This is a genomic window from Bacteroidota bacterium, from assembly GCA_038746285.1.
Taxonomy (GTDB): Bacteria; Bacteroidota; Rhodothermia; order Rhodothermales; family JANQRZ01; genus JANQRZ01.
The window spans coordinates 1-18,910 of record JBCDKT010000028.1; the positions used below are offsets into that span (position 1 = coordinate 1).

At 68.5% G+C, this 18,910-nt stretch carries 15 protein-coding genes; 2 read left to right on the forward strand and 13 right to left on the reverse strand.

Annotated features, from left to right (window positions below; translation table 11 throughout):
• Window positions 1-288: 288 nt before the first annotated feature.
• On the reverse strand, window positions 289-501 hold the full coding sequence (locus tag AAGI91_10320; GenBank protein MEM1043012.1) for a cold-shock protein: 213 nt from the start codon (window positions 499-501) through the stop codon (window positions 289-291).
• A 181-nt stretch (window positions 502-682) separates the two neighbouring features.
• On the opposite strand from AAGI91_10320, the gene thiE reads away from it, so the two are divergent.
• Both thiE and AAGI91_10330 read left to right on the forward strand, forming a co-directional pair.
• Window positions 683-1,324: a thiamine phosphate synthase gene (gene thiE, locus AAGI91_10325; GenBank protein MEM1043013.1), complete on the forward strand. Its 642-nt coding sequence runs from the start codon at window positions 683-685 to the stop codon at window positions 1,322-1,324.
• Between the two features lie 75 nt (window positions 1,325-1,399).
• Window positions 1,400-2,803, forward strand: coding sequence for a hypothetical protein (locus tag AAGI91_10330; GenBank protein MEM1043014.1), 1,404 nt, complete (start codon window positions 1,400-1,402; stop codon window positions 2,801-2,803).
• Between the two features lie 64 nt (window positions 2,804-2,867).
• Here the strand turns inward: AAGI91_10330 and AAGI91_10335 are convergent, their stop codons facing one another.
• The 12 genes from AAGI91_10335 to AAGI91_10390 all read right to left on the reverse strand — a co-directional run bounded on the left by AAGI91_10335 (window position 2,868) and on the right by AAGI91_10390 (window position 18,909).
• The gene (locus AAGI91_10335; protein MEM1043015.1) at window positions 2,868-4,409 is read right to left on the reverse strand and encodes a YifB family Mg chelatase-like AAA ATPase; all 1,542 of its coding nucleotides are present in this window, start codon (window positions 4,407-4,409) and stop codon (window positions 2,868-2,870) included.
• A gap of 75 nt (window positions 4,410-4,484) precedes the next feature.
• Window positions 4,485-4,700, reverse strand: a complete 216-nt coding sequence (locus AAGI91_10340; GenBank protein MEM1043016.1) for a hypothetical protein — start codon at window positions 4,698-4,700, stop codon at window positions 4,485-4,487.
• A 40-nt stretch (window positions 4,701-4,740) separates the two neighbouring features.
• Complete coding sequence (locus AAGI91_10345; protein ID MEM1043017.1) at window positions 4,741-5,835, reverse strand: hypothetical protein; 1,095 nt, start codon at window positions 5,833-5,835, stop codon at window positions 4,741-4,743.
• A 13-nt stretch (window positions 5,836-5,848) separates the two neighbouring features.
• A complete protein-coding gene (locus AAGI91_10350; GenBank protein MEM1043018.1) occupies window positions 5,849-7,525 on the reverse strand; it encodes a FlgD immunoglobulin-like domain containing protein in 1,677 nt (558 codons plus the stop codon).
• Between the two features lie 2 nt (window positions 7,526-7,527).
• Window positions 7,528-8,844, reverse strand: coding sequence for a CsgG/HfaB family protein (locus tag AAGI91_10355; protein MEM1043019.1), 1,317 nt, complete (start codon window positions 8,842-8,844; stop codon window positions 7,528-7,530).
• A gap of 19 nt (window positions 8,845-8,863) precedes the next feature.
• On the reverse strand, window positions 8,864-9,871 hold the full coding sequence (locus AAGI91_10360; GenBank protein MEM1043020.1) for a CsgG/HfaB family protein: 1,008 nt from the start codon (window positions 9,869-9,871) through the stop codon (window positions 8,864-8,866).
• A 112-nt stretch (window positions 9,872-9,983) separates the two neighbouring features.
• Window positions 9,984-11,900: a PEGA domain-containing protein gene (locus AAGI91_10365; protein MEM1043021.1), complete on the reverse strand. Its 1,917-nt coding sequence runs from the start codon at window positions 11,898-11,900 to the stop codon at window positions 9,984-9,986.
• 67 nt (window positions 11,901-11,967) lie between these two features.
• Entirely contained in the window at window positions 11,968-12,735 is a 768-nt protein-coding gene (locus tag AAGI91_10370) for a PP2C family serine/threonine-protein phosphatase (GenBank protein MEM1043022.1), read from the reverse strand.
• 7 nt (window positions 12,736-12,742) lie between these two features.
• The gene (locus tag AAGI91_10375; GenBank protein MEM1043023.1) at window positions 12,743-14,467 is read right to left on the reverse strand and encodes an FHA domain-containing protein; all 1,725 of its coding nucleotides are present in this window, start codon (window positions 14,465-14,467) and stop codon (window positions 12,743-12,745) included.
• 133 nt (window positions 14,468-14,600) lie between these two features.
• Entirely contained in the window at window positions 14,601-16,430 is a 1,830-nt protein-coding gene (locus AAGI91_10380; GenBank protein ID MEM1043024.1) for a type VI secretion system contractile sheath large subunit, read from the reverse strand.
• Window positions 16,431-16,700: 270 nt separating this feature from the next.
• Entirely contained in the window at window positions 16,701-18,137 is a 1,437-nt protein-coding gene (locus tag AAGI91_10385; GenBank protein ID MEM1043025.1) for a hypothetical protein, read from the reverse strand.
• Window positions 18,130-18,909, reverse strand: coding sequence for a hypothetical protein (locus AAGI91_10390; protein ID MEM1043026.1), 780 nt, complete (start codon window positions 18,907-18,909; stop codon window positions 18,130-18,132). The genes AAGI91_10385 and AAGI91_10390 overlap by 8 nt, the downstream gene beginning before the upstream one ends.
• Window position 18,910 lies beyond the last annotated feature (1 nt).

Here is an 18,910-nt window from a genome sequence, read left to right on the forward strand (position 1 = left end):
CTTGAGAGGCCCTGATGGCGCAGAAACGCTGTTCTGCTACTGTTACCTCCTCACATCGAGTCATTCCCGACCCTGATCGGGAATCCAGAAGGCGTACTACAAGCTCTGGATTCCCGCCTGCGCGGGAATGACGGCTGTTTTGAGGAGAACGCTGAGACCTAACCGAGTCCATAACATGCTCTAGACGCGAGCCACTCCCATTCGTAACCCGACATTCGCCACTCGGCACTGAAAAAGGGCTGCCCCCGGAAGAGAGCAGCCCTGTAGGTTGTGGCGCGGCAGTCGAGGTCAGCCTGCGTTCGTGACCTCCTGGGCCTGGAGCCCTTTGCGGCCCTCGCCGACGATGAACTCCACCTTCTGCCCCTCGTCGAGGCTGCGGTAGCCGTCCATCTTGATCTCGCTGTAGTGGACGAAAATGTCGCCGCCGGACTCGCGCTCGATGAAGCCGAAGCCCTTGTCGGCGTTGAACCACTTGACCGTGCCGGTCTCGCGTTCTCCCATGGTACTGGTGCGTCTTGCGTGATTGGATACGGGAGCAGAGGTACTTTCGAGGTCCGGCTTGCCAATCGAGAGACCGAGGTGCTAGCGGAGATCGACCGTCTGCTTACAGCGTCAAAGTATGCATTCTCCACGAATCAAACAAAGAAATATGCCTCGGCCGCACATTTTCTGCCCATAACCCATGCCACTGGGCCGCCTCCACGTCCTCACCGACTTCACCTTTCAGCAGCGATTCTCCCACGCCGACCTCGCCGCGCGGGCCGTCGCTGGTGGGGCGGACACCGTCCAGTTCCGCCAGAAAACCGGTCCGGTCCGCGCTCGTCTTCACGAGGCTGAGTGCACCGCCGCCGTCTGCCGCGCAGCCGGGGTCCTGCTCCTCATCAACGACGACCTCGCGCTCGCGCAGGCCGTCGGCGCGGCCGGCGTGCACCTCGGGCAGCAGGACCTGCCGGTGACCGTCGCCCGGCGCATCCTCGGACCGGACGCCGTCGTCGGCGCGACCGTCACAACCGTCGCGCAAGCCCGCAAGGCTGAGGCGGAAGGGGCGAGCTACCTCGGCTTCGGCCCTGTCTTCCCGACCCGCTCGAAGCGCAACCCAGCCTCGGTGAAGGGGCTCGATGGACTGGGTGCCGTGTGCGAGGCAGTTCAGATTCCCACCGTCGGGATCGCGGGGATGACGCCGGAGCGGGTCGCGTCCGTACTCCGCGCCGGGGCGTACGGCGTCGCCGCGATGACAGCGGTCACGGCGGCCGACGATCCCGAGGCCGCAACGGCTGCCTTCCGTGCTGCACTAGACGCCGCCACTGGCAAGGCGGGAGGGTGAGCGAAAAATGAGTTGCTCCGGTGTAGTTTTTGACTGCTCCTCTGCGATGTTCGCGCTCTGCCGCCAGGGAAATCCATGGACCGCCTCTACGCTAATCAGTTTTTGCTGACGCCGTCTCCCTCCGCCGTTCCAGAGGAGTGGCAGACTCAACCGGTCGGCGGTCAGCACCTAGCCCACTGTCCGACGATCCCCATTCGCAACCTCACGCTGAATGCGGGCGAGCACCCCCACGAGCGGGGACTCCTTGTCGGTTGGACGCCCGGACTTTTGGCAGCACCTGATGCTCCCCAGGCCGCGCTATCGGTCCGTTCGGAGGAACTCGGCGACCTGGGAGGGCGCTGGGTGTTCGTCCACGAAGCCGGCGTCCGGCTAGACCCGGCCGGCTCGTTCTCTGTCGTCTACAGCGCCGAGCACCGGACGGCGGCGTCGTCTCCGGCGGTGATGCCTCCAGATCAGCTGGAGGCCGACACCAATCTAGAGCGAGCCATCGGCCTACCCGAGGAGCGGGCGTGGTACCCGTTTGGCCTGACCCCGTACCGCAACGTTCGGCGTCTCCTGCCCGGCCACCTCCTTCCGTTCGACACGTTCGAGCCCGTCCGGCTTCCACGCTCGCCTAGCCTCGTGGGGGACGACAACGCGCTGCTCGACTGCATCGCGCAGCGGCTCCGGGAGCAGGCCCTCACCCTGGTCGCAGGGTGCGGCCTCAGCATTCCACTCACCGCCGGAGTCGATACGCGGATGATACTTGCGTCGCTCCGCGACCACACCGAGTCTATCTGGAGCTTCACCTTCCAGGCTGGTTCGCGCCCAGGGCTCGACGTGTTCACCGCTGGCTACCTCGCCGAGCGACTCGGCTTGGATCACCACGTTTTACCCAGGGTTCGCTCGGACGAGGTCGAGAGGCGGTGGTTCGAGCGCACGGGGCGCAGCGTGGCAGCAGGCTCCCTTCGCAACGCCGGAGCTACGGCCCAGCTACCTCGCGACCGCGTCTACCTGAAGGGCATAGCCGGCGAGCTAGGTCGAGGCTTCTACTACCGACCCGGCGACCGGCCCGGCATGTCGCTGTCGGTGGAGGAGATCGTGACCCGGCTTCGTCTCCCGCCGCACGAGACGGTGCTCAGTGCCGGCCGGCATTGGCTAGAGGGGGCGCAGACTGAGGCGAGCGATGCCTTTGAGCTCCTAGACATGCTCTACCTCGAAAACAGACTTGGGTGCTGGGCCGCTCCCATCCTTCTGGGAAACACCGTGCCGCCGGTAAGCATCTGGCCGCAGAACCAACGTACAGTTCTGGAGGCTATGCGCGCGTTGTCCCCCGAAACGAAGCGGCAGCAGAGCGCGGGGCTTCGCGTGGTTGAGCGGCTTTGGCCGGACCTGCTGACGGTGCCCATCAACACACCCTTCGGGGCCTTCAAGCGCGAGAAGCGAATGAAACGGATACGGCAAAAGGTGAGGCGTCTCACCAAGCGGAGCAGAGGGTGAGAGCGTTCAGGCTTCGTCCCTGAGGCCACGTCCCTGCATCCGATCCTCCGTGCTTCCGCTCCTGTCACGCGCCCCACCACGAGCGGTCGAGCGACCGGTACTGCACCGCCTCAGCCAGGTGCGCCGGCGCGATCCGGCTATCCCCAGCCAGGTCGGCGATCGTCCGCGCCACCTTCAGCATCCGGTCGTAGGCCCGCGCTGAGAGCCCGAGCCGCGTCAGCGCCATCTTCATCAGCGCCTCGCCCTCGGCGCAGAGCGCGCAGTGCTCCCGGACGAGGCGCGACCCCATCTGCGCGTTCGCGTAGACGCCGCCCGCCTCGGCGAAGCGCGCGGCCTGGCGCTCGCGTGCGGCGACGACGCGGGCGCGCACCGCCTCCGACGACTCGCCCGGCGCCCGGCGGTTGAGTTCGTCGAACGGGACCGGCGTGACCTCGACGTGGAGGTCGATGCGGTCGAGGAGCGGGCCGGAGATTTTGGCGAGGTAGCGCTGGACCTGCGGCGGCGCGCACACGCACGCCCTCGACGGATCGTTCAGATGTCCGCACGGGCACGGGTTCATCGAGGCTACGAGCATGAAACGCGCGGGGTATTCGACGGTGCAGCGGGCGCGGGCCAGCGTGATCTGCCCCTCCTCCAGCGGCTGCCGCATCACCTCCAGCACCTGACGCCGGAATTCGGGCAGCTCGTCGAGGAAGAGCACGCCGTTGTGGGCGAGCGAGATCTCGCCGGGGAGCGGATTCGAGCCGCCGCCGCAGAGCCCAGCGTCGGAGATCGTGTGGTGCGGCGAGCGGAAGGGGCGCGTGGCGACCAGCCCGTGCTGCGCCGACCCGTTGAGCGCGCCGCCGACGCTGTGGATCTTCGTCGTCTCCAGCGCCTCGTCCGGGCTCAGCGGCGGGAGGATCGTCGGCATCCGGCGGGCGAGCATCGTCTTGCCCGCGCCGGGCGGCCCGATCAGGAGCGCATTGTGCCCGCCCGCCGCGGCCACTTCGAGCGCCCGCTTGACGTTCTCCTGCCCCCGCACGTCGGCGAAGTCGACCGGGTAGTGCCGCGCCTCGTCGAAGAGGCGGTCGAGGTCGCGGCGGAAGGGCGCGCCGGGGCCGTCGGCGAGAAGCGTGACGGCGTCGCGCAGTGTAGCGACGGGGTACACGTCGAGCCCCTCGACGACGGCGGCCTCGGCGGCGTTGGCTTCGGGGACGAGCATAGCCGGCTTGCCTTCGCGCCGCGCGCGTACCGCCGCCGGGAGCACCCCGCGCACCGCGCGCAGGGAGCCGTCGAGCGACAACTCGCCGAGCGCGAACAGGGTGCCGAGCCGCTCCTGAGGAACGAGGCCGCTGGCGGCGAGGAGTCCGAGGGCAATCGGGAGATCGAACGCCGCGCCCTCCTTGCGCACGTCGGCCGGGGCGAGGTTGACGGTGATCGCCCCGCGCGGGACGGGCAGGCCGGAGTTCTTGAGCGCCGCCCACACCCGGTCGCGGCTCTCGCGCACGGCCCCGTCGGGGAGCCCGACGACGGTCCACTTCGGAAGGCCGGGCTCGGTGTGGGTCTCGATCTCGATGGGGAGGGCGTCGACGCCGAGGACGGTGGCGCTCCAGACGTGGGACAGCATCGCGGCAGGGGTTGGTGGAGGGTCTCACCCCCATAGACCCCGCCGCTGGCCCGGCGTAACCTCCTGCCAGAAGTCTTATGGACCGGCCACGCGCTGCGCCAACTGGTATCCGATGAAGCCCGTCACGCCGAACATGATGGCGTAGAGCGTGTCGTCGTAGGTCTCCCCGGCAACAAGCTCGACGAGGAGCGCCGGAATTCCGGCCCCCAGCCCGCCCGCGACGGCGAACACGACGGCGTAGACAGTCCAGAGAGTGAGGGCACGGGGGATGCTGAGGCGAGAAGAGGTCATCGAGGGCTTCGGATCGTGAGCCGCAAGATAGAGCCCGCGCTCAAAACGCGATGCTCATGCCGCCGCCGGCAGTAAACCCGCTGAAGCTGCCGAGCGTGTAGACGAACCGCCCCGTCAGGTGTAGCCGCTCCCCGACCCGGACGGTCGGCACCAGGCCGAGGTCGGTGAGCGTCTGGCCTTCGGGGACGAGCGCGCTCTCGCCGTAGATCCGCGCGCGTGCCAGCACGCCCAGGCGAAGCACCGGCGCAACCTCGATCTGCCCGGTGGCTGCGACCAGCAGCTGCGTCGGCACGGCGGTCTCCGCTGCCGTCCCGCCCAGCACGGTCGCCTGCGGCAGACGCCCCTCGCCCCGCGACTGGTACCGGGCCAGCACGCGCACCTCGTGCCGCCCGACGAGTTGCAGGTACTGCATCGCCGCCGAGACCGTGTTGCCCGGCTCATACTCGATGGCACCCCACGAGTCGGTCCCGTTCAGCGCATACGAGACATCCAGCGAAACAGATGACAGGTCAGTGACCTTGAGATCGGTCCCGCCGGTGAGCAACACCTCTTCGCCCGGATCGTACTGGTCTAGCTCGTCGGCGAGGGGCTCGTACGGCCCTCGGTACTGGTACGACGCGCCGAGCCCGAGGGCAACGCGGTCGCTCAGGGGAAAAGCGTAGGTGACGGCGGGCGCGACGCGGAGCCCCTGTCCGAAGGTCGGCACCCGGAAGTCGTACACGGTCTGGCTCGCGCGCGTGGCCGCCTCGAACTCCTCGAACGTCAGCGCGCTGCTGCCCGTGTTGGCGTTGAAGCCCAGGCTCAGCACCACGCTGCCGTCCCCGACCGGCTGGAAGTAGCTCGCCACGAACTGCACGTCGCCGAAGGCAGAGAGGGTTTCGATCTCGCTCCCGCTCACGGCGGCGTAGTTGGCGTTCAGCCCCAGCGCCACGTTTGCGCCGAGGGGGAGGTAGACGCCGAGCGGCACGCTCACTTCGGCGAGGTCTTGCCCCTCGTCGGTGAAGCGCTGGTAGACCCCTTCGAGGCTGACCCGGACGGACTGCCGGTCCCCGCCCGCGTAGAGCGCCGACGGCTCGGGCTGTCCGAGCACAGCAGGCGCAAGGGTGAGCAAGAAGAGGAGCGCGAGGTGTCGCACGTCGTTCGAGGGGCTAGCGGAGCACGGCGACGCGGCGTGTGGCCGAGGCACCGGCTGCGCGGAGGCGAACGAGGTAGACGCCGCTGGCGGCGAGGCGGCCTGAGCCGTCGCGCCCGTCCCACACGGCGGTGTGGGGCCCGGCCTCGTGGGCGGCGTCGGCGAGCACGCGGACGCGGCGGCCGAGGAGATCAAAGACTTCGAGCGTGGCAGGGCCGCGCCTAGCGAGGCGGTAGCGCATCGTGGTCTGCGCGGCGAAGGGGTTGGGGAAGCCCGCGTCGAGCGCGAACGCGACCGGCTCCAGCGGCGCGCCCTCGCTCCCGGCCTCGGCGAAGGATTCGGTCCCGGCAATTATGCGGAGCCGGCGCACCGGCGCGTCCGGCCCGAGGGTGACCTCGAACGTGCCGCCGTCCACGTCGATGCCCGTCCCGAGGTCGCGGTCGATGACCCAGAGGCCGAAGCCGGGCCGCCGCGCGCCCTCTTCGGCGAGCGACAGCGTGACGCGGCGCGGCGCGCCGAGCAGGTCCTCCGACGCCGTGACCTCCACCTCCCAGAATGTGCCGTCGGTGGGCGTGGGCCGGAGGCTGCGCGTCCAAGAGGTGCCCTCGCCGAGCACGCTGACGCGCAGGTGATCGCCGATAGGCGGCGGCTCGCGGAGACTGGGCGCTACGCCCTCGGCAAACCCGACCACGTTCAGGGTATCCGCGTAGGCTTCGGACCGTCCGCTCAGGCGCACGGTGTAGGACGCCGACACGGGTAAGGCTTCGCGGCCGACGCCCGCCTCGCGCGGCAGCACCCTGAGGGTGACAGGCCGGTCCTCGTTGTTCGACACGAAGTAGCCCTCCCACGGCTTCAGCCGCGTCACCTCGACGTAGGGCGAGACCCCATCGTAGCGGACCGGCAGGCTCACGTCTCCGTCGGCGAGAACGTCAGCCCAGTCCACGGGGAAGGCGTAGGGGTTCCCGATCTGGTTGAAACCCGGCTGCAGAACGATCGGGGCTAGCGAGTCGGGGTTGGTGGAGTTCGCCAGGTCCACGTCGAACGCGCCGCCCGTCGCCGCAGCGACCCAGAAGGCGTCGCCGCTCGTGATGGCCTGGTCGGGCGACAGCTCGTACCGCTCCAGCGCGGGCTGCCAGCGCGCTGCGCGCCACCGAGCCGCGTCCGGCCTGCCCAGGTCATCCTCCAGAATCTCCCGGACCGACTGCACCTCGATGTCGGCAGGGACCGAGACCATCCGGTACGTGCGGGGGACGAGGCCTGCGTCGGCCCTGAACGAGCCGAGGAAAATGGGCAAGCGGACGGGGTTCTCCGCCGGGTCTTCCTCGGGAAAGGTGAGCACCTCGCTGCCGTCGAACAGCTCGCCGTAGAGGTCGAGGCCGCGCACGGTCAGGGCGTCGGCCGGGATCTCGACGGTGAACACGAGGCCGTTTTCCGGTTCTACGGCGACCGCTGTGTACGCGCTCGTCCCGGTGACGCGGTAGAAGAGCGTGCCGCTGAGGGTACTGACCTCGCGGGAGGTGACCGTCACCTGGAGCGGCTCGCCGACGACCGGCAGCAGGCGGTTCACCTCGACGACGAAGTCCTCGTAGCAGAAAACGGTGACGTCGTTGCAGGATGCTTGCGCCTGCACGCTCGGCGCGGCGGCACACGCGAGGGCGACGAGCAGGCACCAGGTTCGGTTGATGGAGCGCATACTCATCGGGGTCGGTTGCCGCCGGGCGGGCCGGGCGGGCCGGGAAGCGGCTCGAAGGTGACCCCACTCCCCGTCGCCCCTTCGCCAGCCGGGTTGCGGGAGGTGCCCCCGGGCAGGAAGGTCGAACCCACGCTGTCGTTGAGGCGCTGGAGCCGGCTGCCGACCAGGTCGATCCGTCTAACGTTTCCGAGCGTCCGCGCCGCGGCCAGTCCTTTCCCGACGGACCCGCCGGCTCGCTCGACGGCCCGGGCCTGCTCGGCGCGTGCCGCGGCCTCGCCGAACCCGGGGTCGCGCTTGACGGCGGCCTGGTAGGCGCTGGCAGCAGCGGCGAAGTTACCGTCGTCCTCCTCCTGGAGCCCGCGCGCGTAGAGCAGGAACGCCTGGAGGTTGCGCGTCGGCACCACGTCGAGCGCGGCGCGCTCTTCGGGCGAGAGCGTCACGCCGATCTGATCGACAATCCCGAGGACCACCTCCCGCTTCAGCCGGAACAGCCGGTTGAGGTCGTCGGTGCGCGTCTGGAGGGCGGGCTCCGGCTCGTCGAGGTCCCAGAGGGCGGCGTCGACGCGGAGGTCGCCGTCGCTCACGTCGAAGGAGCCGCCGACGGCGCGCCCGGCGCGGAGCAGGCGGCCGAGGCGCGGCGTGGTGCGCTGGTCGAACGCGGCACGCTGCGCGAGCGACAGTTCGTCGAGCAGTGCCTGGAGCCGCACCCGCTCAACGACCTGCAACCCTCCGATGCGTGCCAGGTCGGCCGTCACCATCTCGCCGAGACCCCGACCGAGAGCCATGAACTGCGGGTCGCTGCCGAGGTAGGCGAACGGAAACACCGCCACGACGCCCGGCGGCCCGGTGTCGCTCCCGAGCGTGTCCTCGCGCGCCACGAGATCGCCGACCTCCTCGCGGAGGCGCTCCCGCGTCAGCCACTCGTAGCGCCCCTGCAGCAGCGGCCGGAACGGCGACCGAGGCGAGACGCGGACGAACTGCCCGTGGAAGCGAATGGCCTCGTCGCGGCTCCCCTCGGCTTCGAGCGTGAGGCCGAGGTAGTAGACAGTTTTGGGGTCGCTGCTGTCATCAACGTACGCCTGGCGGAGGTACCCCTCCGCCTCGCCGAAGCGCTCGGCTTGGGCGAGGAGCACGCCGAGGTCGCGGCGCACCCGCACGTTGTCGGGCCGGCGGACGAGGTCGGCTTGCGCGCGCGTGATCGCCCGGTCGAGCGCGCCTTCGTCGGTCGCCACGCCGGCCGGGGCGCACGCGGCCAGCAGGCCGGCGGCCAGCAGCGCGAGCAGCGAGCGGAGCATCAGCGGGCGGGAGCAGACGAGCATGAGCGGCAGCGCTAGAGGATCATCCTAGGAGCAGACGCAGACTGTCGGCACGCTCGCGGGCGCGGGTGTAGCCCGGGTCGTGCTCCAGCGCCTCGATGAACTTGTCGTAGGCCTCCTGGTACCGCTCCTGGTCGATCAGGCTGAGGCCCTCGGAGTAGGCCAGCATGGCATCGGCGGAGCGTGTCGCACCGCTCCCCCCCTGCTCTGCCAGTTCCACGTCGATGGCATCGGCCACGCGCTCGGAGAGCGCCCCGGCCAGGTCCGCGAAGTCCCGCCACCGGCCTTCGACCTGCTCGCTGAACAGGATCTCGCCGGTCTCGACCTTCACGAGCCGAGCCGAGAGCCACATGTCTTTGCCGAAGATCGTGAACGAGCCGAAGAGGACCGCCGTGACGCCGAGCAGCCGGCCAGTCTCGACGGCCGTCTGCTGGTCTACGACCGAGGCGTCGCGCTGCAGTTCGAGTTCACCGAGGAGCCACTGGATGCGGTCGCGCTCGACGACCTTCAGGTTGGTCGCTCCGTGGAGGTGGTTCACCAGGCGGTCGGCGAAGCCGCCCTGCATCGGGTCGAAGCGCTCCTTCTCGTCGACCGAGTTGTTGGCGAAGTCCATCACAGCGAGCGTCTTCATCCCCGGGTCCTCGCGCTCGACGACGTAGCTCCCGACGTACTCGGCGCGGACTTCGTAGAACAGGTTCTGGAGTGGTGGAGCCTCGCCGCGCAGTTCGACGAGCGGGGGCTCGAGTTCGAGCAGCTTCAAGAGCGCAAGCCGGGCGTCGTCCCACGCGTTGCGGGCGGCGTAGGTGCGGCCGAGCCACTGGAGCGCCTCTTTCTTGACCTCCTTGTCGGCGGCCTCGTCCTCAACGAGTGCGTCGAAGCCGACGATGGCCGTCTCGTAGTCCGCGGCTCGGTGCGCGGCGATAGCTTCGCCGAGCCGCGCCTCGTCGTGCTGTGCGTAGGCCGCGTGCGCGAGCAGTACGGCTCCGAGGCAGGCCAGCGCGCAACGTGTGTGGTGCAGAAGCGGTGTCATAGGTTTCTGGACAGGTGGACAGGCATAGCTCGGGCGCGTGGCCCTTCTCACCGGAACGAAAATAGCACCTCCCCGGGGCCGCTGCCGCAATCTGGCGCACGTCGCGCTCTTCTTACTGCTCTTTCATTTCAAATATAAGGGGAACGGGATCGGGTTGCTCCAGCCCTGCCCGAAGGGTAATGGTGTGGCTCGCTGGCTCTACCCGATACCCTTCGCGCCGCACCTCGACCCGGTAGGTGCCGGGGCCGAGCGAGAGTTCCTTAGAAGCAAACTCCTGCGTGTTGCGCCCATTGATCCAGATCTCGCCCCACACGTCCCCGCTCCCCGAGGCCGGATTCGCCTGCACCCGGACCGGCGTCACGAAGTGGCACGTCGCCCTCGCGGTCTGTCCAGCGCGGACCCGCACCGTGGTTTCATAGGGTCCGTACTCCGGGCTTTCGCAGCGGACCGTGTGGCGACCAGGTGTGAGCGAGAACGTGCCCGTGCCGGTGGCTCGCTGTCCGGCCACGCGGACCGTCCCGCCTCCCCTGGACGTCAAGACGAGCGTGCCGGGCTGCTGCGAAGGCGGATCGGTCGGCGGCGGGGTAGCCTCCGAAACGCGCTGCAGGTCGGCGGCGACCTGCGTCGGGGCGTCCGGCTGGAGTTCTACGCCCTCGCGCGTCCACGGTCGGTAGCCGGCGCGTTCCAGGCGCAGCGTGACGGGCGCGCCGGTCGTGTCCTCGTACGTCAGCGGCGTCGTCCCCGCAGGCGATCCATTCACGGAGACGGTCGCCCCGGCCGGGGTCGAAGTCACCTCCAGGAGCCGCACCTCTTGCTGGTCCGGCGGCAAAGCCGCGAGGTCAAACCGCAATGCCACGGGCTCTCCCCCGGCGAGCGCGAGCAGCGTGTCCACGGGGCGGTAGCCGTCACGCTCGACGCGCAGCCGGCCGGTTCCACTCGTCACCGTCTCAATAGGCGTTTGGCCGAGCCGCTCCCCGCCGAGCGTGACGACTGCCCCGGGCGGGTCCGTGACGACACTCAGCGTCACACCCGAGGCAGCGGGCCAGAGCCAGAACGCGAGGGCCGCAATCAGTACTGCCGCGAGCACGCCGCCGACGGCGGGCAAACGGCGCATCGGCGACGTAGCCTGTGTCTCCTGTGCGAAGGTCGCGTGCTCGACGATCGTCGGTGCCTCGCGCCGCCCCCCGCCGGCCGACGCCCCAGCAGGAACCGCTGCGAAAGCAGCCCGCATCGCTGCCGCGTCCGGGTAGCGCTCGGCGGGGTCTTTGGCGAGGGCTTTCATCACCGTCTCGCTGACGCCGGCCGGGAGGGCTGGAGCGAACTGGGCGAGGGGCGGGTACGGCATCTCGACAATCGTTCGCATCGTCTCGAACTCGCTCTGTCCCCGCTCGAACGGCAGCCGGCCGCTCAGCATCTCGTAGATGGTCATCCCGAGCGCGTAGAGGTCGCTCCGGCCGTCGAGGGTGCGCTCGCCCTTAACCTGCTCGGGCGACATGTAGTAGAGCGTCCCCGCGATTCCCTGCGTGACTGTGATCTCACTGTCACCGGTGCGGAGCTTGGCGAGGCCGAAGTCGGTGACCTTGACGCGCCCCGCTTCGCTCAGCAGGATGTTGCCCGGCTTGATGTCCCGGTGCACCACCCCGACGCCGTGCGCGTGCTCGAGCGCTGCGATCATCTCCAGGACGAGCGGCCGAGCGGCGGTCCATTTGAGCGGCCCGAAGTCCATGCGGTCGCTGATCGTGCCGCCGCCGATGTACTCCATCACGATGAAGAGGCCCGCCTCGGTGCGGCGAAGCGCGTAGATGCGCGTGATGTGCGGGCTGTCGATCCGGGCGAGCGCCCGGGCTTCGGACCGGAAGCGCCGCTCGAAGGACGCGTCGCGGGCGAGGTCGCGGGCGATCATCTTGAGGGCGACAGGACGAGCGAGGGCGACGTCCTCGGCTTTGTACACCACCCCCATGCCGCCGCGCCCGAGTTCTTCGAGGATGCGGTAGCCGTCGATCTCCTGGCCGATGAACGTGTCGGGCACAGCGAAAGATGGAACGGATGGAGGCGGCAGGCGCATGACGCGAGGCCGCCAGCCGAAGCTACGCTCGCTAGCGCACTTCGACGACGAGGACGGTCACGTTGTCGTGCCCGCCGCGCTCGTTTGCGAGGTAGACCAGACGCTCTGCCGCTGCCTGCGGTGCTTCCCCGCGAACGATGTCGCGGATCTCTTCGTCTGCCACGCGAGCCAGGCCGTCGGAGCAGAGCACGAACCGGTCCCCTGCCTGGAGGGGGTCCACGCGTTCCACGTCCACCTCGACGCCCGGCTCGACCCCGACGGCGCGGACGAGGGCGTGGCGCTGCGGGTGGCGCTCGGCCTCAGCCTCGGTCAGCACGCCCTCCCGCTGCAATTCCCCGACGAGCGTGTGGTCCTGCGTGAGCTGCGCGATGCGGCCGTTCTGGTTCACCCGGTAGACCCGGCTGTCGCCGACGTGTGCCACCCAGGCCTCACCTCCGATGAGGGCGAGCACGCTGCAGGTCGTGCCCATCTTCTTCGGCAGGGGTCCTCCGTGCGCCAGCGTGTAGACTCGCTCGTTGGCCGCGCTAATCGCCCGGGCGAGGTGCACCTCGATGGGCTTTTCCTGCTCACTGAGAGACAGACGGCCAACGATTTCGACCGTGACCCGGCTAGCCTGGCCGCCGTCCTCGTGACCGCCCATGCCGTCGGCCACGACAAATACGCAGGGGACCGGATCGCCGCCCGGAGCCGCTTCGGGGAAGACCCCGTAGGCGTCCTGGTTCTCCGAACGAACCTGCCCGACGTGGGAGCATGCGCCGTAGTGGACGGAGAGAGGACGGGCGGATCGTTTCCAGAACATGAGCAGGTCAGGGGCGGGTGAGCGGCGCGCGCGCGAGGGGCGAAGCCTGCTCGATGTAGCGCTGCAACGGGTTGTCGAAGTCGAAGCCGAAGAGGCGCGGGTTCTGGCCGATCACGGCCGCGGAGAAGATGTAGAGCACGTAGTTCTTCGTCTCCTCCGGCATCCGCTCCTCGTACTGGTTCAGGAAGCGCCAGTAGCTCCGCTGCTGCGGGGTCTCGCCGAGCCCCGCGAAGAAGTCCTGCTGCGCCCCCGCCTGCAGCCGGTTCAGCTTGGGGACGACGCGGTGCTCGCCCCAGTTGTAGGACGCCATCGCGAGCAGGCCCGAGGCCTGGGCCAGTTCTGTGTAGATGTCGGCGAGGTACCGCGCCGCCGCCTCGGTCGACCTCTCGAAGTCGTGCCGCTCGTCCTGCGGGTCGTAGACGCCGAGGTCTTCGCGCGGGCCGGTGGCGAGGCCGTAGGCCTGCCCCGTGGACGGGATGAACTGCCACATGCCCTTGGCATGCCCGAACCGCGTCCAGGGCCCGACTCGTTCGGCGACAAAATCACTCTCCTGCATGGCGAGGTAGAAGAACTCGGGCGGGAGTCCGTGCCGCTGAAAGGCATCGACGATGACCGGCGTGTAGCCGTTGTTCTCGGCGCGCCGCACGGCCGTCTCGAAGCGCCTCGTGCTCTGCCAGTAGCCGATGTACTCCCTGACGGCCCGGATGAAGCCGGCGGGGATCGCAAACTCGCTCTCGTTGAAGATGCGCGCTACCCGGTAGATCTCTTTCTCTTCGTCCGAGAGCGCCCGGTAGAGGCCGTGCTCTTCGACGTAGCCCGCGTAGCGGCGCGCCATGCGGCGTCCAGCCTCCGCCTGCTCCTCCAGAAGCACAGCTAGCTCCTCGTTCCCCTCCACCTCAACGGCGCTGAGCGTCTGCGCAGTGCGGAGATCCTGTTCTTTCATCTCGTAGAAGAGGGTCTCGGCCAGGCCGGACAGGTGCTCCAGCCGGGTCTGCTGCCAGATCGCGAAGCCGAGCGCGCAGAGCAGGAGCACGGCGACTCCGGCGACCACCTTGCCGTAGGCCAGTTGCTGCTGCTGCTGCACCTCTTGGAACGCCTGGCGGATCATCATCGTCCGCTCGCCCGCCGGCTCGCCCGCGCCCTCCTCCTCGAAGTAGCTCCGGATGACCTGGCTGACGGACCCCGGATCGGCCGAGGCGTCAGGGGGCTCGCTCATCTCGGCTGCGTAGCCTGGCTCTGTCCGAGCCGATTCGGTTGGGGTCGGCCCCGACGCCTCGTCGCTCGGTGACCAGTCGGTGGCTGGTTCGGGCGGTCGCTCCCGCTGCCGCGCCCGCTTCGTAACCCTCTCAGCAAACGCGGGCGGGGCTGCTTCGGGCTCGGGCAGCACTGGCTTCGGTGCGGCGTCTACCGACAGATAGACGAACGGCCCTTCCTTCCCGAGGCGCACCGTCGTCTCGGCACCGAGTTCGACTCGCTCGATCCGCGCTCCGTTGTGGTACGTTCCGTTCGTGCTCTCGGCGTCGCGCAGCACCCATCGCCCGTCCTCTCGGGCTACCTCGACGTGCACCCGGCTCACCCGTCCCGAGTCGACGAGCAGCGTTGCCTGCATGCCGCGCCCGATGCTGAAGCGCTCCGTGAAGGTCCGCTCCGCGTTGGGGATGGACGTGCCCTCGATGCGGACCCGGACTGCGGGCCGCTCGGCGTCGTTTGGCGGCGGGTAGGAGGACGGCACGGACGTAAGCGCTAGCGGAGCCGCAGGCCCGCAGCTTCTCGCCGAAGCTCAGCAGGGCCGGTGCAGCCCTGCGGTGGTGGAGGCCGCAGGGTCAGTAGGTAGAAACGGAGACTGCCGCTACCGCAGGCCACCGTCACGCACGCGGCACGGGGAGCCCAACCGCGAGGTGGACCGGATGATACAGGACGTGGCGCGGAGGCTGCAAACGCACCGCGAGCAAATCGTGCCCGTCGATCTCTGCGTCCGGCACCGGCTCAACGGTGACGGCGTCGGCCGGCACCTCCGCTCCGGGTGCACCGAGGAAGGTCTGGAGCTTCTGGGCGACGGCGTCCTGCTTCGCCTCCAGCGTGTCCGCTGGGTCGAGCTCGCCCGGAAGCTGGAGTAGGCGGTGCCCGGCGCGGGTAGCGAAAAGGCCGCAGGCCAGCGTGGCGTGAGCTGCCGCCTGCGCCGCTTTATCCAGGTCGTCGAAGCGTTGCGGCTTCGAGAGGTTCGGAGCATGCACGAGGCGCACCGTGTCCCCGTTGGCGTGGCCGGCGAGGACGGCAAACCCGGCCTCCGCAAGTTCTGCCGCCTTCGCCTCGGGCAGGAGCCTCGCCAGCGGGGTCTGCCCGCGCTTCGTCGGTCGGATCGGCAGGTTGCCGATCTGCTGCCCTGCGAGGTGGGTCGGCCATCCGGTCCCGGCAAAGGACGCCCCCATCGCCACCCCGACCGCGAGGGCCCCGCCGCCCCACAAGAACCCCTCTTCATCGAGCGGCACCTCCTTCGACGGGTTGTCCGGACCGTAAGGGGCCCGCAGCAGAAGCGGCGGGAACGCCAGCGCGACAAACCGCGCCTCGTCCTTCTCACGCAGCTTGTTCCAGTGGATGTAGTCCGGCCCCTCCACAAGGTGAGATACGAGCGGGATGGCTTCCTCCGCTTCCGGCGCGCCGAGTCCGAAGAAGCCGGGGTCGACCGAGGCGATGATGGGGACTTGGAGGCTCGCTCCGGTCCCGGCAAGGTCATCGAGCAGAGCCACGTCGGCCTGGCTGTTGCCGAACGCGAAGCCGAGCAGGACGGCCGAGAGCGGAGCCCGCCCGTCGTCTGCGCTGTGCTCGGGCAGGAGCACCTGCTCGTAGAGCGCCTCGCTCAGGTCGTCGCGCCCGGCCGGCAGCACGTCGAGGTGGACCCCGTCGCGCAGCGGCAGGCGGTCCGCGAGAAACTTCAGCCCGCGCCACGCGGCTTCGAGCCGCCGGAGGCCCGGGTGCTCAAGGATCGCTCGGAGTTGGCCGCCGAGCTTGCGGTCAAAGTCGGCGAGGATAGTGTCGGCGGCGGAGGCCGCAACGCGCGGCTCGTCGCCCGAGACGGCACCCGCTATCGCATCGCCGATGCTCTTCGGCTCCTCTGCGCCGTCGGCGCCCGCGTCCACCATTCCCATCAGCCGGTCGAGCGCGGCGTCCTCGCCAGTGTTTTTCGGTTTGGGTGGTGCGGGGGTGGGCGGCGCGACCGTGAGCTGGGCGTACAGCCCGTCTGCCGAGGCTTCATCCACCCCGGCTTCGGCGAGGCGGGCGCGGAACGTCTCCCGGTCGGTCCCTTTCGTGCGAACGCCGTAGACCTCGGTGCGGATCGCGAGCAGCCGGGCGAGCGCCGGCACCTGGCGCGCGAGGCCGCCCGGCGTAAAATCCTTCAGCGACGTAAACCGGAGGGATAGTTCTAGCGCCTTCGGCTCCGAGCTGAGGTGGTTGGGCACGCCGAGCCGGAGCGTGGGCTGCCACTCGGCCATGAGCTTAGCGAAGCCGTTCGCGTCTACGGACCGGACCAGCGACTCGCCGCGCCAGTTGCGTTTTACCTCCGGCGCGAGATCGGCCACGAGCAACAGCCGGAGCGGCATCGGCACTTCGCGCTGCCGCAACTCGGACTCAGGTTGCGTGATAGAGGTCGTGTCCGACGTGATGCGGATCCCGATGTTCTTGTGCGCGTCACTCATGATGGCGGAGAATAGGCGAGGCTAGGATTATACAGAGGAAGATTATACAGAGGAACGAGGGGGGCCGTGGTGAAAGGCCGCACGAACAGGCCTTGTGTCCCAGCTAGAGCTTGTTAGCAACTTGAGAGGCCCTGATGGCGCAGAAACGCTGTTCTGCTACTGTTGCCTCCTCACACCGAGTCATTCCCGACCCTGATCGGGAATGACGGCTGTTTTTGAGGAGAACGCTGAGACCTAAACGCTGAGACCCAACCGAGTCCATAACATGCTCTAGGTCGGCAGCAGCTGGCGCGCGATGTACCAGCACCCAGGCTGGAACGTCGCGCTGTCCTCCGTGGCCTTCTGGGCCGCGCCGACAATCGCCCGCTGCTGTTCGGTGACGAGCCAGTCCGACTCAAAGGGGACATCGATGCCGTAGCGGACAACGAGTTCTTCGTGGGCTAGCTGCCTGAGCCAGCGAGGCATCCGCTCGGCTTGCAAGGTGCGCACGAGGCTTAGCGGCGTACACGGCTCGCCCAGTCGGTAGCGGGTACCCGGTTCGAAGCGCCCGCCGCTCTCGCTCCACCACGCCCGCCACAGGGCCGGGTCCTGCGCCAGTCGCTCTACAGTCTCGCCATACGGTTCCCCGTCTGGACGCAGCGGGAGCTCGCCCCGCCGGTAGGCTTCGAGTTCGTCCTCGAACAGTTCGTCCTCGTCCATCTCCTCCGGCACGAACGCTTCCTCGACCGGCGCATGCCCCGTGATGAGGTACAGCCCGAGCGCTGCAGCCTCAGCCAGATTCGGATTTTCGAGATGGCTCAGCAGCGCCTCCACCGCCACCGGGTCTCCGAGCAGCCCGAGCGCCGTCGCGCTTGCCGGACTCGCCGCCGACGCGAGCATCCGCCCGTGATGGGCCGAGCCGCTGATCCCGATGAGGGGGAGCGCCCACGCCGCGTCCCGCTCGTGCGAGGCGATGTGCTGGAGTGCTGCTTGCTCGCTGAGGCGCAGCAGGGCCAGCGCCGCCTCGGCCCGTACGGTTTCACTGCTGTGTTGCACGTAGTCGTTGTAGAGCACCGTCCGCGCTGCGTTCACGCGCAGCCGACCCAGCGCTCGGATGAGGTCCGGCAGAACACCCAGGGCAGCTTGGGGGAGCGCGGCCAGCAGTGCTCTCCCGGCCTCCAGCCGCCGGTAACCGATGACGTACGCCGCGACCCGCTGCTTCCACAGGAGGGTGTCCGCGAGCCATCCTACAACGTTCTCCGCCCACGCCTCAGGAAGCTCCGCCGCCAGCGCATCGCGTACCGCGAGCACCTGCTCTTCGTCGTCACCGTCCAGTTTCTCCAGTACCTCGTCCAGCAGATCCTTGCGCTCGTGCCAGCAGACCACCCGCAGCGCCGCGTGCAGTTCGCCCGCGCCCCCCTCCTCCGCTTGCTGCTGACACACCGCCAGCGCTAACTCCTCGCCGAGCACAAGCCCGTCAACGTGCGCCTCAAACCGTTCCTCGGACGCAGCGCGGTCAAGCCACGTCAATTCGAAATCGGTGAGTAGGCTGTCGCGGCGCTGCTCGTAGAGGAAGCTCCCGTCGGCCAGGTGTTCGAGGTAAACTTCAATCCGAAACCCTTCTTCTGACAATGAAGGGGTCAGCAGCTTGCCGGACCTCAGAAGCTCACGCCATCTATCAACATTCGTTGCAGGCATCACGCTTGGTCGGGCTTTGCCCTCAGGCATCCAGAGGAGTGTAGGGAAATGCGCGAGCTTCGAAGCGGGCATAGTCAGGTTTACGAGCCATAGTTGGGCAGTAGCGGTAAACATCGCCTGCGGTGATGCCCGAATCTTCGGCAATGCGCAGCAGTGCCAGGCCCTCTAGAAAAACTAGGTGGTGATCGTCGTATCGGTACGACACAGACTGCCGGTACTCCATCTCTGCTTCGTACTGAATGAGCAGCCCGAGAAAGGCCTGATGAAACGCGAACCGGTCTCGATCCAATAGCGCACGCATCACCGGGACCCGTGCTTCCGAAAGCTCTCCGAGCGCTTCGACATACTGTCCGAAGATCCGTTCGGCATCGCTTGCCTCCTCTCTCACCAGCGCACCGACGAGCCGTGCGTAGTAGTAGTCCTCATCGTACTCGTGGCCCTCGACCGGAGCGTCAGCCACGAGATCGTCCAGCTCTCGGGCGACCCCATACTGCCCCGCCACAATGGCTCCTACGAGTGGCCCCGTCACACTTGCGCGTCGCTCTGGGTGAACTCGGTCTTCAGCCAGACATCGACGAAGGAAATACCGCCTCGTTAAAGCGCCGTCGATGAGTCGGTGAAAAAAACCTTCGGTGTTTGCTTCGATCAGTAGCTCGCAGAGACCAAGGGTCTGGTAGAGTTCAGCGAGGTCGTTCGCCATCCGCCCTATGTCCTCAACGGTTGAGGCCTCGGTGATCCGGTCGATGAGAAAGCTCGCGTATTGGGCTGCCTCATCATGCACATGTTCGAGCGAATAGCTCATG

Coding starts and splice junctions, on each gene's coding strand:
- AAGI91_10385 (MEM1043025.1), bottom strand. CDS start 18,137: ATGCCTGAGGGCAAAGCCCGACCAAGCGTGATGCCTGCAACGAATGTT.
- AAGI91_10355 (MEM1043019.1), bottom strand. CDS start 8,844: ATGCTCGTCTGCTCCCGCCCGCTGATGCTCCGCTCGCTGCTCGCGCTG.
- AAGI91_10335 (MEM1043015.1), bottom strand. CDS start 4,409: ATGCTGTCCCACGTCTGGAGCGCCACCGTCCTCGGCGTCGACGCCCTC.
- AAGI91_10320 (MEM1043012.1), bottom strand. CDS start 501: ATGGGAGAACGCGAGACCGGCACGGTCAAGTGGTTCAACGCCGACAAG.
- AAGI91_10390 (MEM1043026.1), bottom strand. CDS start 18,909: ATGAGCTATTCGCTCGAACATGTGCATGATGAGGCAGCCCAATACGCG.
- thiE (MEM1043013.1), top strand. CDS start 683: ATGCCACTGGGCCGCCTCCACGTCCTCACCGACTTCACCTTTCAGCAG.
- AAGI91_10380 (MEM1043024.1), bottom strand. CDS start 16,430: ATGAGTGACGCGCACAAGAACATCGGGATCCGCATCACGTCGGACACG.
- AAGI91_10370 (MEM1043022.1), bottom strand. CDS start 12,735: ATGTTCTGGAAACGATCCGCCCGTCCTCTCTCCGTCCACTACGGCGCA.
- AAGI91_10330 (MEM1043014.1), top strand. CDS start 1,400: ATGGACCGCCTCTACGCTAATCAGTTTTTGCTGACGCCGTCTCCCTCC.
- AAGI91_10340 (MEM1043016.1), bottom strand. CDS start 4,700: ATGACCTCTTCTCGCCTCAGCATCCCCCGTGCCCTCACTCTCTGGACT.
- AAGI91_10350 (MEM1043018.1), bottom strand. CDS start 7,525: ATGCGCTCCATCAACCGAACCTGGTGCCTGCTCGTCGCCCTCGCGTGT.
- AAGI91_10360 (MEM1043020.1), bottom strand. CDS start 9,871: ATGACACCGCTTCTGCACCACACACGTTGCGCGCTGGCCTGCCTCGGA.